Origin of the sequence: Paenibacillus tepidiphilus, from assembly GCF_008635795.1 — a bacterium.
In the GTDB taxonomy this organism is placed as follows: domain Bacteria; phylum Bacillota; class Bacilli; order Paenibacillales; family Paenibacillaceae; genus Paenibacillus_AQ; species Paenibacillus_AQ tepidiphilus.
In genome coordinates this window covers 22,080-33,911 of record NZ_VWRQ01000029.1, presented here as the reverse complement: position 1 = coordinate 33,911, position 11,832 = coordinate 22,080, and the positions used below count along the sequence as shown (strand labels likewise).

Below are 11,832 nucleotides of genomic sequence, written 5' to 3'. Positions count from 1 at the left end.
TGCTTCCCACGTTTTTTTATTATAGCTTATAAAACTTATAGCAGCTTCTCCATCCCCTGCTTTTCGAATACACCAACCTGCCGATAACCCGTTTTCCAATTGTGATGGTTTTGGATAATGCGCGAATCCATAATGCAAAGCTGCTAGCATCGCTGCTCATAGAGATGAAAGAGCGACTGGAACTGTTTGTTCTGCCTCCTTACAGCCCTCAATTGAATATCGTTGAAGGTTTGTGGAAATGGCTTAAATCGGGTCTGATAAATAATGACTTCTACCACACGGTCACTGAAATTCGTACCAACGTGCAACAATTTATGGAGGAGATTATCAAAACGCCTTTAGCCATTGTTGACCGACTTTGTGTGAGGTTCTAGTTAGTCGTCTCTTTATTTCAATCTATATGGATAGGAAGTACTATACTTGCTTACAATATTGTAGCTTTGTCTTTTAGTCATAACTAGAATTTTAATACAACAGTGCTAAGAGGTTTAGGAATAATATGATACAATAGAACAAAATAACAAATAAATGAGGTTGAATTATGACGGGGAGTTATAAATACTTAGAGACTATCCATGAAACAGAATCCTCAATTATTTCTAAGCATTATGATGAGCAAAATGAAAGGTTTATTATAATCAAAGAGCTCAAAGGCTTAGATAAATACGATCGAATGTTTTTTGAGAGAGAGATAAATGCGTTACGACGGCTTAATCAATATAAACAAATAGTTAAGATGTATGATTATAATACTAATCCTGCACATTTCGATCTTAGTAATGGGAAAATTTATCTTGAGTACATTGACGGCGAAAATTTGTCGTTAGTAAATCGAGGACTCATAGAACCGAGTGATAAAATTAAAATAATTTATGAAGTTGTTGATGCGGTGGAAGCAGCTCATAGCCAAGCGATAATACATAGGGATATCAAACCAGCTAACATTATGATAGTCGATTATCAGCATGCTAAACTTATTGACTTTGGTATCTCCAAAATTAAAGGTATGATTACAGGAGACACAATACAAAATTTTAGTACAAACCGTTTTTCAGCACCGGAAGTTAATTATCACCCGGAAAATGCTTCTTACCAAAGCGATATTTATTCTGTTGGTGCAACTATATATTTCCTACTGACAGGTGATGAACCCGACCTACCTTCACACTTTTCAAAAAGCATCGAACAAAACCCAGATATAATTCCTTCCTTAAAAACTATTTTGCTTAAAGCTGTCGATCCTGATTTAAGACATAGATATGAGACAATTACTGATTTAAAGCGTGACCTCAATTCTATTTTAAACGAACTTTTATCCGAAACGAAATTCGCTTTAAGTTTCCCCTTAGAACTTTTAAATAAAGCAAAAAGAAGTAAATTAGTTCCTAACAATACAACCCTTCAAACATTTATTAGTAATCATCTTATGAGATGGTTTAAAGAGACATACGGATTTATTGATTCTAATATGGATGATCTTATGTTAAATGAAGATCATGAAGTTATATTCTATTCACCTGATGGTTATGCTTTAAATTGCTCATATAAGGTTTATGAAGAATACTTTATTATAACCGATATTTTTTATGTACCTCCAAAACAGAGAAACGCAAGATCAAAAAAATATTTAAAACTCCAAGCGAACCCACTATTCTTTCATTCTATGGGAACGATATCCGAAAATGAACATAAGACTTATGAAGTTGTCAATGCATTAATTGATCATCGGTTTGATTATCAATCAGATGAAAATAAACAAAATGAATTTGAAAGGTTTTTTGGTATTTGGACTGAATATTTAGACAAAGAACGTGATCTAATTATTTCTTCAGCTCAATTAGTACGATATGAATCATACTCGTATAACTCATCCGACCGAACTATGGAGTTCATATTGGATACTACTGATATTGATAAGTTAGGGTATTCCAATGATACCACTATGATGTTTGATCCTAAATTAAATGATCCGGAGAGCAAAAAAACAAAACCCACTATAATTGGTAAATTTAAGGAATTAGTTATTCATGAAGACAGAGCTATTTTAATTGTTAAAGTCTCAAAAGAAGTATCTAAATTACCTAAAAGTGGAGTATTAGTAGAAGACTACAATGTTAAATTGTTTTTGATTGAAAAACAAAAGAAAGCAATAAGAGGATTAAGGAATAACGAGTCACAATGCAATGGGAATTTAAAAGATCTGGTTCTCGGTTTTGAAGAGCCTGATTCCATTCAAAACTTTACCGATCTTAATTACTTCAATTCCAATATTGATTCTAATCAAAAAGAGGCAGTTAAAGTTGCTTTGAATACATCTTCGATTGCGCTCATACAAGGTCCTCCAGGAACAGGTAAGACAACAGTGATTCGTGAACTTGTTAATCAGATTTTAAAGAGAAATAATGAGGAAATAAAACAAGAAAAGTACAAAATACTGATTGTTTCTCAATCGCATACAGCTGTAGATCATGTTTTAGAAGGATTAGAAATAGGAGAAGAACTAAATACAAAAGTGATACGTATAGGTGCTAGTGATAATATAATGCCTTCCATTTGGGACACATATAGTGTTATCAATGCACATAATGCATGGGTTGAGAATACAAAGCTTTTATCAAATCAGAAAATAAAACGGTTGGTTTTAGATTATAATATTGATTACAGTTCTTTAATTCAATACGTTGAACTTTATACTAAAATGAAACACTCGACACTCTCAGAACAAGAAGAATTTGAGTTTAAAGCCTTTGAGGAAACATATAAAAGTGATACGGAAAAACAAAGAATAATTCGCACAATAATTATTCAAAATGAGTGGGTGAATCGATTAACTTTAGCGCGAGATTCTGAGTCTAGATTAATAGAAAATGCAACAATTGTTGCTGGTACGTGTACTGGATTCAACTCAAATCCTGCAATTAAAAATATGAAATTTGATTATGTAATTGTTGATGAGGCTGCTAAAGCGAGCGTTCCTGAGCTTTTAATTCCACTGCTTAGAGGTAGTCGTTTAATCCTAGTCGGAGATCAAAATCAACTTCCACCAGTGTTAAACAATAATGTTATAAAAAATTGCGAGAGCGGTAAGTTAGAGGATTTTGAAGATGGACTATTCAAACATCTATTTGATAAGTTCCCAGATTCTAATCGAATCAGACTAACAACTCAATATCGCATGCATAGAACAATCGGAAATATGATAAGTAGGGTCTTTTATGATGGTAATATACTTACTGGTATTAGTGATGAAAAACGAACTCATAACCTTACAGCGTTTAAAGGAAAACAACTAATTTGGATGAGTACAAGTAAACTATTTAATCGTAAAGAAAAGTTTAATGAGAAAAACAAAACTTATAAAAATAATTGCGAACGAGATGTAATAACTAAAATTCTAAAAGACATAGACAAAGATGAATCATCTAAAGAGTATGAAATTGCAATTATTACAGGTTATAGCCTTCAAAAATCTGTAATTAGAGAATACACAAATCGAACTGATTTCAAAAACATAAAAGATATTGAAGTTGATACTGTTGATTCTTACCAAGGTAGAGACAAAGATATTGTGATTTTTAGTACAGTCAGAAGTAATTCGAAAAAAGATATTGGCTTTCAAAAATCGTATAAACGAATCAATGTAGCGCTATCGAGAGCCCGAAAACTAGTCATTATAGTTGGAGATATGGAACATTTTAAGGCAAATCAAGAATTAACTAATAAAATGCCTGAGATAATTCATTATATTTCACAAACAGATGGTTGTAATCTAGTTGAGTGTAGGAGAGAAAATAATGCAAACTGAAAAACTCCTCGAGGTTAAAAGTAGAGTTCCTAAGCTATATGATGGACTTAATTTTCTGAGATCAATATCCGTTGGAGTCCCTTATGCAAGGATGAAACTTAATATCACAACTCGCAAAGAGTATCAAATACCATTAACTCATGAAATTGTGCTTAAACTGATAGATGAAAAGTGGACTAATTATGATGAAGTCCGTATGTTGCTTGGAGTTGATGAAGACTATTTTTTGAATATATTACTTGAGCTAGGAGCAAGCGATTACATCACTCATATGGGAAAACAGATTGCCCTTACTGAGCAGGGACGTAAAGTTTTGAGAGAATTGAAATCAATTAAAATCGAACCGGATTTAATGGAGAATGTATACATTAATATGTTAAAGGGTACAATAGTTTATGATGAAAACAATAGTTATTCAAAATATCGAGAAAAAATGAATTGCAATGTTTATCTAAATAAAATAGAGGATATCTCGGGTGACTTCCTCGTAAAAAGAGAAGGCGATATTCGAGACTTGTACACTGAGAGGATCATTGGTGAAACAAGACGCTCACTAATCGATGATAACATAGTCCGAGATGAACTATATCGAGTAATTAGCATTGAAGAATATGATATTGTTTACGAAGAAGTTGAAGCTCATTTATACTATGGAGATAATGGTTTTTTGACTTATACTTTTATAAGTGGAAATTCATCAGATGATGAAGTTTACTATAATTCTTTTAAAAATCAATTTAAAGATCATCCTAAGTCTTTTGATCGTTTTTATGATACTCGTTACTATTATCAGAATAAAGAAATGTTCTCTCAGAACGAAATAAATATTGATGACTATGATTCTTTGTTTAGTAAAAGAGAAGAGCTTAGCTCATTATTTAGTGACTTGAATATTAAATATGAAAAAATAGCTAACAATTATTATGACAATAGGTTACTTTTTTATCGTGAATACCAGGATGTTTTAAGTAATCTCATTCATAAAACTCCACAAGAAATTACAATTATCTCTGATCATTTTTATGATTTGCAAAAGAGTGAGTATAGTTTAGTGTCGTTATTCGAAGCCATATCGAGTAAATCCAAAGTTAATATTGGATTTAATGAAAAGAATACGAACTCTTTAAGAGTTGTTGACATCTTAAGAAAGAAGAAAAGTGGAAATTTTAATCTAAAAAAAATCAATAATATTAATCAAACAACTATTATTATTGATAATGAATTCATGATTAAGGTTTATTATAAGCCGCTTTTCTTTGGGAAAGAAATTATTTTGGAGGAAACTTCGATCATGGTGGTTAATCATGACCTGATTAAAGAGGAAAAAGAAAAGTATAAGGAGTTTTACTATTAAATATTCTTAGGATGAGAAAACCAAATCTTATGTCAAAGATTTGGTTTTTTTTCTATGATATTTAAATGAAATTGACCTTTTAAATACAGTTTTACGATCATAGGCTCAGTTCAGTTATAATGATATTTTATTTTTCTATACACAGTATACATTTTTTTTAATAAAAGTCTAATGTATTTCGATGAATAGCTTTGGTGATCCACCACAATAAAAAGTTAAGCAATCTAAAAAAACGTGGGGGCATTTAATGCTTCCCACGTTTTTTTATGGCTATTAAAACTCATAGCAGCTTCTCCATCCCCAGCTTCTCGAAAACACCAACCTGCCGAAACCTATTTTCCGATATAATCCTTGGCCACAATGATTAAATGGAAAAGTAAAGGGAAAGATTTTATAGAAGCTGCCCCATAACAAGCAAAGCAGTGGAAGTAAGGGTTTAGGTAGGGCTAGCAGATACCTTCAACCTCTCCTTTTAGTCACTAAAATCGATTATAATTAAATTTATGTTCAAGTCGATTACCTATCTTAAGTTAACAGGAAAATCATACGCAAATAGAGTTTTCAAATACACACTTAAGTACAAGAGGTGGCGAATGATATGACGATAACGATAATGCCTGTTATAGTAATGATCTTTGTATTTGTACCTGCCATTGTACTCATGGTAAGCATGCCTTATTTAACAAGAGAGACGATAAGTTTTGGGGTCATTGTCAGAGCTGTTCAATTCCACAGTGAGCCTCTGCGCCAGATGCGGAAATCATATGCTAGGATTAGTGCTACCTTGCATACCATCCTATTCATTGTATGTATCATTTGCCTAATATACGGTGATGAACATTCCAAGCAACAAAGTTGGATCATTGTCACTTATTCACTCCTCATGGTCGTAATCTCCCTAGTCATAAACATTAGCTATCATTTCAAAATGAAAAGTTTGCTAACTATGCTGTCCATTGCTCCGGAACCATCGATCATGGCAGTAGACACTGGCTTTCGGAAAAGAAACATTGGCTTGTCTAGTATTTGGTTCCTCATTCATGTATTAATTATTGTTGCTAGTATTGTAACTGTGCTACGCAACTACGATCTGATTCCTGATCAGATTCCGATCCATTACAACAGCAGTTGGAACGTAGACCGCTATGTGGATAAATCTTATAGTTCTGTGTTTATGCCTACGATAATGCAAGTGTTCATAATACTTTTGTTCGTATTTGAGAATTGGAGTATTCACAGAGTGAAGCAGCAGTTTCAACCCACTGATCCTAAACGTTCCATCAGACAAGACGAATCTTTCCGCCGTACATGGTCATGTTTTATGATTGCAGCAAGCTTCTTAATAGTTATCCTGTTTTCCGTCGTGCAACTAAACATGATATCTCTGCTTAACATCAATTTCGCTATCCCCATTATCCTAATCATAATAGCCTTTATTATCCTGTTCGCCTTCGCCTTATCGTTCTGGGCTGGTCAGGGCGGAAGCCTCTTGGAGTGATCTGCCGATTGCTCCAATGTCAGACCTGTCAAGGAAATCATCATAGGCAGAACGGAACGAACGGTCTATAAATAAATATATGCGTGCTTATCGCAAAGTAGGTGTAGCTGGACGCTTTTTCTCATTGGCGAATATTTCAAACGGAAGTTTGGATGCAGCTACACGAACCCCCCGTATATCTAAGTGACGGGATGTATGACAACGGTTTCAACTTGGATTTTTGGTACACTTTTGATAATATAAATATAACGAACGTACATTCCTGTTTTTGATTATTTCGAATCGAGGTCCACCTGAACCAAGCGTACCAACACTTCTTCCGTAATCCTTCCTCCGGTTTTCCGAACTGGAAATCCCGTAAACATCCCAATCAATGGAGCCCTTAATTGCATAGCATTATTCATTTACTGTGACGTTACCGCCCTTCAGGGATTGGAATGAAAATCGGATATATTAGGACTACATGGACTGAAAGATGAGATTCTGAGTTGGAGGTAACTTATGGAGAATGGAAGAATCTTAGGAATAGCCTACAATGTAATTCCTGTTTCCAACATCGGGAGATCCGCAGAATGGTTCGTTAAACATTTTGGATTCAACATTAGAAACCGGAGGAAGGCTACTTAAGCTTGTTCAGAGGAAATAGGCCGATAATCGACCTGGTACAAAGTGATGGTGAAACAAGAGCAGTGTTTGAGATCAATAATAAGAAGCGATGGGTCATAACTTTTTTTACAGATGATATTGTATCTCTGCATAGCTATTTGAAATCCGAAGAGGTTAAAGTTGGAGAGATTAGTGATGAAGGCCGATATGGAAAGTTCTTTGAATTAGAAGATCTGGATGGTAATTTATTTGATGTGTGGGAGCATAAAGACTGTGAACTGATCTTTTGATTGTATTAAATCGATTCGGAGGAGGTATCGTTATGGGATACAAATCGACTATTTTAGTAGTTGAAGATGTGGTCCAATCCAGAATGTTGTATGAAGAATGGCTGGGATGCAAAGTGGATTCAGATTTTGGCATACATAATGTGGGCTTTGAGGGTGGTCTAGCTCTTTATCAGAAATCGCTTTTTGCAGAATTGATTAATAGTAATGATATTGTATCGAAAGCACAGAATTTGGCTGTTTACTTTGAATTTGCTGATATCCACTCGTTAAGAGATCAGATTTTCGCTAGTGGATTCGAGCTTGTGCATGATATTAAAGAACAACCGTGGGGACAGATGGTTTTACGTTTCTATGATTATGATAACCATATCATTGAGATCGCGGAGGATATGGATGCTGTTCTGGTTAGAATGGTTAAATCAGGAATGTCAGAATCAGCGATTGCCAATAAAACGGGTTACTCTGAAGATCACGTGAAGAATATATTAATTAACCTGAAGAAAGAAGAACAGGAGGAATACAAGTGATATCACCCGTTATCCATTTTTCAGGGAATTGCTTGGTGGCAATTGGTTTGTATGAGAAAGCATTTAAAGTTGCCAATAAACAAGTAACGTTGTATAAGGATGCACCTGATAATCATGGAATGGATATTACTAATGATATGTTTGATCTTGTGATGCATTCGACCATTACTTTATGTGGTACAGAGTTTAATATGAGCGATGTAATGGAAAATAAAACAGCAGGAAATATGGTATGTTTTAATGTGTTCCTGGACTCGGAAGATGAGTTTCTTAATGCCTTTGAAGTACTAAGCAATGATGGGAAGGTTATTCAAGAGGTTGGACCACAGTTCTTTAGTAAGTTGTACACTGTTATTATCGACCGGTTTGGAATAAGGTGGCAGATGATACTAGCCTAAAGGAAACCTTAACTAAGATAAGATTGATTCAAAATATAATAACCACTATTGGAGGGGAGAAGCTAATGAAAACACATCTTAATCATGTCAGAGTCAATGTATCCGATATAACTAGGGCATTGCAATGGTATGAAGAGATTCTGGGATTTGAGAATGACGGTGGATGGCCTGTTGATAACCCTACATATTACGATTTTAAATCGGAAGAAGGCGCCAAGTTTGCGATAATGGAAGTGAAGGATAAGCATTCACATGGCCGAATGAACTTTGAGGTTGATCATGTAGATGAGCTCTGGGAAACATTAAAGGACAAGGTCGAGATTGTTGAAGCTTTGTTTGATACCCCATGGGGAACCCGTAAATTCACAATTAGAGACTTGGATGGAAACGAATTGGGGTTTGGAGGAAAAGTAAATGATCATTAAGTATCATTGTGTTAATATTTCGTCTATTCATCCGAAAGCGTTGGTTGAATTCTATAATGAAACATTAGGAATTCCTATCATAGAGCCAGATGAAAATTATGATGGTGTTTCTTTGGGGTTTATGGAAGATGCTCCAGTCATAGTGATTTGGGATGAAGTGAAGTGGGGGAAATCAAGTGAAGGGAAAGTAAACTTTGTGTTCAATTGTGATGATCTTGATAGAACCTATGCAGAATTGAAAGAGAAGATTACGAATCTACAACCGCCAACGACGGCAGTATGGGGAGGCAAGGAGCTTACTTTTTGCGATCCCGATGGAAACAAAATATTGCTTCTATGATGCTTCTAACGGTATCTCAAAATCTAATATAGTGAGGTTATATCTATGGGAGTAACAAATATTGAAACAGACAGACTACTGATCATTCCAATAACATATTCAATGGCCAATTCGATACTACATAGCGATTACAAAGCATTTGATAATATGGGTGTTCATTTGAGTGGGAAATGGCCCAAACAAGATACTTTAGATATTCTACATTTTATAAAAGATACACTTAGTAAAGATGATGAAGTTGATGGATTTGGTGTATGGATGATTGTGAAAAAAGAAGATATGACTGCGATTGGAGATGCAGGCTTTAAAGGCGGACCCGATGAAAATGGAGCAATTGAAATTGGATTTGGTCTAGTTGAAGAGGAACAGCGAAAGGGTTATGGATATGAAGCGGCAAGTTCGTTACTAGAATGGGGGTCACAAATTGCCGGGGTGAAGGTTATAAAGGCGGACTGTTTAATAGATAATGCAGGTTCCATTCATTTATTAAAGAAATGTGGAATGCGTGAGACAGGAAGAGATCTGGAATTAATTTATTGGGAAAAGAATGTGTCTCTTCATTAGAAAACGTAAAGTGAAATTTTGAGGGAAAAGCATATCTTTTACCATAATCTCAGTGTACTATGCAACCATCATATGGTTTTCACAAATAGGTTGAACTGCAATGTAAAAAACGTGGGTAGCTCTAGTTGCTCCCACGTTACGCACTGAGTTTTACGGTAAACTCAAAGCAGCTTCTCCATAATCATCACATCAATAAACGCTCCGTCCATAATCCCCTGCTTCTCAAATACACCAACCTGCCGGTAGCCCATCTTCCGGTACAGTCCTTGACCACTCTCATTGAACGGAAAGGTAAAGAGAACAATTTTATAAAAACCGTTTTCCTTTGCGATCTTATGTAATGTCTCCAGGAGAGAGCTGCCGACACCCTGGCCACGAAAGCTGCGGTCAATGTAGACGGAGAGGTCAGCGACCCCGTTATAAGCGCAGCGGTGGGAGTATCGGTTAAGGGAAGCCCAGCCAATGACTTCGCCTTTTCGTTCAGCGACCAAAACGCTAAAGCGGCCTTGGTGACCATTGAACCATGCCTCCATATATGAAGAGTCTTTTGACTCTGTTTCCAGTGTAGCGATCCGGTCCTCGATCCCCTGATTGTAGATACGTAGGATACTTTCGATGTCCGCTGGTGTGGCCTGACGAACTGTTAATGTAGTCATCATATGCACATCCCCTTAAGTTTACTTTCTCGCTTTAATTACAGCAGAAACAATATATTGATCAACGTTCGCACCGGGGACCCAGTCTTTGAGGAAGGTTCTGGATTCGTCTTTTGGTTCAATGCTGATCTCAGTAAAGCCGCTTTCCCGAAGCATCCATTCTATCTCTGCAATGGAAGAGGCGCCGGAGATACAACCGGAATAGTATTCGTTCATGTCATTTTTGATCTCAGGGGGAAGCTCGGCTGTAGTTACGATATCAGATATGGCCAGACGGCCGCCGGACCGAAGGACACGATAGGCCTCATGGAATACTTGCTGTTTGTCCGGTGAGAGGTTAATCACGCAGTTGGAGATAATGACATGTACAGAATTGTCGGCGACGGGAAGATGTTCAATTTCGCCCAATCTGAATTCAGTGTTATTGAATTTACCTTTAATGGCATTTTCTCTTGCCCGGCTGATCATCTCAGGTGTCATGTCCACACCAATAACAAGGCCTTGGTCACCTACCTGCCGGGAAGCCAGGAAGCAATCGAAGCCGCCACCGCTTCCGAGGTCCAGAACATGTTCACCTGCCTGCAGTTCAGCAATCGCCTGGGGATTTCCGCATCCAAGGCCTAAATTTGCACCTTCAGGAGCTGCCGCGAGATCCTCACTAGAATAACCGAGCTTGGCAGATATAGCATCAAAATCGGCTGGTGAGTCACAGCAGCTGCTCTCAGCGGGTGAACAGCAGGAAGAGGAAGCTTCGGGCTTTTTCACAGCAATCTTTTGATAGCGCCCCCGTACATTCTGACGGATCTGGTCGTTTGTAAGTTTGCTCATCAGTTGACACTCCTTATTATTAAAATAATTTGCAAATTGCAAGTATTAGCGGAGAGAAATCACCCTTTTACAGGTGCGCAGCAGTTGCTGGATTTCCCCATGGCTTCGTTAAACAGCTTAATGGATCTTAGTAATGTTTCTACTTCAAACTCACTCATGTGCGAGAAGGCTTCATTCAGGTATTCATTCATTTGCTGATCAATCGTTGCAGCCACCATTTTTCCTTCAGGAGTAAGTGACAGGTTATAAATTCTTCGGTCTGTGGGATCAGGTGTCTTGTTAACCAGACTCATCTTGACCAGGGACTGTACTTGCCTGCTAAAGGTTGTAATATCAGTGCCAAGTGTTTCGGCGACTTGCTGCATGGATGGATTATGGCTCCGGTCTATCTCGTATAGCAGGTGGCTTTGGGTCGCGGAAAGATTACATCCCCCTACGCTGCAGCAGTCCTTATTGAGCAATCCTAAACGCCGGGTCATGATTTGGAATAATTCTCGTGGGGTTTCCATTGCGTTCACCTCTTGGTTTAGTTATAGCGTAT

At 36.7% G+C, this 11,832-nt stretch carries 13 protein-coding genes; 10 read left to right on the top strand and 3 right to left on the bottom strand.

Annotated elements, in window-relative coordinates; translation table 11 throughout:
- Positions 1–104 precede the first annotated feature (104 nt).
- The 10 genes from F1379_RS26405 (at position 105) to F1379_RS26360 (ending at position 9,807) form a co-directional block, all read left to right on the top strand.
- Positions 105–374 carry a transposase gene (locus F1379_RS26405; protein ID WP_420850543.1) on the top strand — a complete coding sequence of 90 codons (270 nt, stop codon included), beginning with the start codon at positions 105–107 and terminating at the stop codon, positions 372–374.
- A 167-nt stretch (positions 375–541) separates the two neighbouring features.
- Positions 542–3,805 (top strand): serine/threonine-protein kinase, encoded by a 3,264-nt coding sequence (locus tag F1379_RS26400; protein WP_150275463.1) that lies wholly within the window; start codon positions 542–544, stop codon positions 3,803–3,805.
- Positions 3,795–5,159, top strand: a complete 1,365-nt coding sequence (locus F1379_RS26395; RefSeq protein WP_150275462.1) for a hypothetical protein — start codon at positions 3,795–3,797, stop codon at positions 5,157–5,159. Before F1379_RS26400 ends, F1379_RS26395 begins: the two co-directional genes overlap by 11 nt.
- Before the next feature lie 598 nt (positions 5,160–5,757).
- Positions 5,758–6,657 (top strand): DUF1648 domain-containing protein, encoded by a 900-nt coding sequence (locus F1379_RS26390; protein WP_150275461.1) that lies wholly within the window; start codon positions 5,758–5,760, stop codon positions 6,655–6,657.
- Positions 6,658–7,286: 629 nt separating this feature from the next.
- Complete coding sequence (locus F1379_RS26385) at positions 7,287–7,553, top strand: VOC family protein (protein WP_239004831.1); 267 nt, start codon at positions 7,287–7,289, stop codon at positions 7,551–7,553.
- A 32-nt stretch (positions 7,554–7,585) separates the two neighbouring features.
- Entirely contained in the window at positions 7,586–8,080 is a 495-nt protein-coding gene (locus F1379_RS26380; RefSeq protein ID WP_150275460.1) for a VOC family protein, read from the top strand.
- Positions 8,077–8,478 (top strand): VOC family protein, encoded by a 402-nt coding sequence (locus tag F1379_RS26375; RefSeq protein WP_162551292.1) that lies wholly within the window; start codon positions 8,077–8,079, stop codon positions 8,476–8,478. Before F1379_RS26380 ends, F1379_RS26375 begins: the two co-directional genes overlap by 4 nt.
- A gap of 65 nt (positions 8,479–8,543) precedes the next feature.
- Positions 8,544–8,903 (top strand): VOC family protein, encoded by a 360-nt coding sequence (locus F1379_RS26370; protein WP_150275458.1) that lies wholly within the window; start codon positions 8,544–8,546, stop codon positions 8,901–8,903.
- Entirely contained in the window at positions 8,893–9,243 is a 351-nt protein-coding gene (locus F1379_RS26365; RefSeq protein ID WP_150275457.1) for a VOC family protein, read from the top strand. The genes F1379_RS26370 and F1379_RS26365 overlap by 11 nt, the downstream gene beginning before the upstream one ends.
- A 45-nt stretch (positions 9,244–9,288) precedes the next feature.
- Positions 9,289–9,807 carry a GNAT family N-acetyltransferase gene (locus F1379_RS26360; RefSeq protein WP_150275456.1) on the top strand — a complete coding sequence of 173 codons (519 nt, stop codon included), beginning with the start codon at positions 9,289–9,291 and terminating at the stop codon, positions 9,805–9,807.
- A gap of 161 nt (positions 9,808–9,968) precedes the next feature.
- Here the strand turns inward: F1379_RS26360 and F1379_RS26355 are convergent, their stop codons facing one another.
- The 3 genes from F1379_RS26355 to F1379_RS26345 are packed head-to-tail and all read right to left on the bottom strand — an operon-like array spanning position 9,969 to position 11,800.
- Positions 9,969–10,463 (bottom strand): arsinothricin resistance N-acetyltransferase ArsN1 family A, encoded by a 495-nt coding sequence (locus F1379_RS26355; RefSeq protein ID WP_150275495.1) that lies wholly within the window; start codon positions 10,461–10,463, stop codon positions 9,969–9,971.
- Positions 10,464–10,484: 21 nt separating this feature from the next.
- Positions 10,485–11,291 (bottom strand): arsenite methyltransferase, encoded by an 807-nt coding sequence (locus F1379_RS26350; protein WP_150275455.1) that lies wholly within the window; start codon positions 11,289–11,291, stop codon positions 10,485–10,487.
- 59 nt (positions 11,292–11,350) lie between these two features.
- Positions 11,351–11,800: a MarR family winged helix-turn-helix transcriptional regulator gene (locus tag F1379_RS26345; RefSeq protein ID WP_150275454.1), complete on the bottom strand. Its 450-nt coding sequence runs from the start codon at positions 11,798–11,800 to the stop codon at positions 11,351–11,353.
- Positions 11,801–11,832: the final 32 nt, after the last annotated feature.

What these genes read in the sequence shown, in the direction of transcription:
- F1379_RS26405 (WP_420850543.1), top strand. Translation starts at nt 105, where the DNA reads ATGGTTTTGGATAATGCGCGAATCCATAATGCAAAGCTGCTAGCATCG.
- F1379_RS26400 (WP_150275463.1), top strand. Translation starts at nt 542, where the DNA reads ATGACGGGGAGTTATAAATACTTAGAGACTATCCATGAAACAGAATCC.
- F1379_RS26395 (WP_150275462.1), top strand. Translation starts at nt 3,795, where the DNA reads ATGCAAACTGAAAAACTCCTCGAGGTTAAAAGTAGAGTTCCTAAGCTA.
- F1379_RS26390 (WP_150275461.1), top strand. Translation starts at nt 5,758, where the DNA reads ATGACGATAACGATAATGCCTGTTATAGTAATGATCTTTGTATTTGTA.
- F1379_RS26380 (WP_150275460.1), top strand. Translation starts at nt 7,586, where the DNA reads ATGGGATACAAATCGACTATTTTAGTAGTTGAAGATGTGGTCCAATCC.
- F1379_RS26370 (WP_150275458.1), top strand. Translation starts at nt 8,544, where the DNA reads ATGAAAACACATCTTAATCATGTCAGAGTCAATGTATCCGATATAACT.
- F1379_RS26365 (WP_150275457.1), top strand. Translation starts at nt 8,893, where the DNA reads ATGATCATTAAGTATCATTGTGTTAATATTTCGTCTATTCATCCGAAA.
- F1379_RS26360 (WP_150275456.1), top strand. Translation starts at nt 9,289, where the DNA reads ATGGGAGTAACAAATATTGAAACAGACAGACTACTGATCATTCCAATA.
- F1379_RS26355 (WP_150275495.1), bottom strand. Translation starts at nt 10,463, where the DNA reads ATGACTACATTAACAGTTCGTCAGGCCACACCAGCGGACATCGAAAGT.
- F1379_RS26350 (WP_150275455.1), bottom strand. Translation starts at nt 11,291, where the DNA reads ATGAGCAAACTTACAAACGACCAGATCCGTCAGAATGTACGGGGGCGC.
- F1379_RS26345 (WP_150275454.1), bottom strand. Translation starts at nt 11,800, where the DNA reads ATGGAAACCCCACGAGAATTATTCCAAATCATGACCCGGCGTTTAGGA.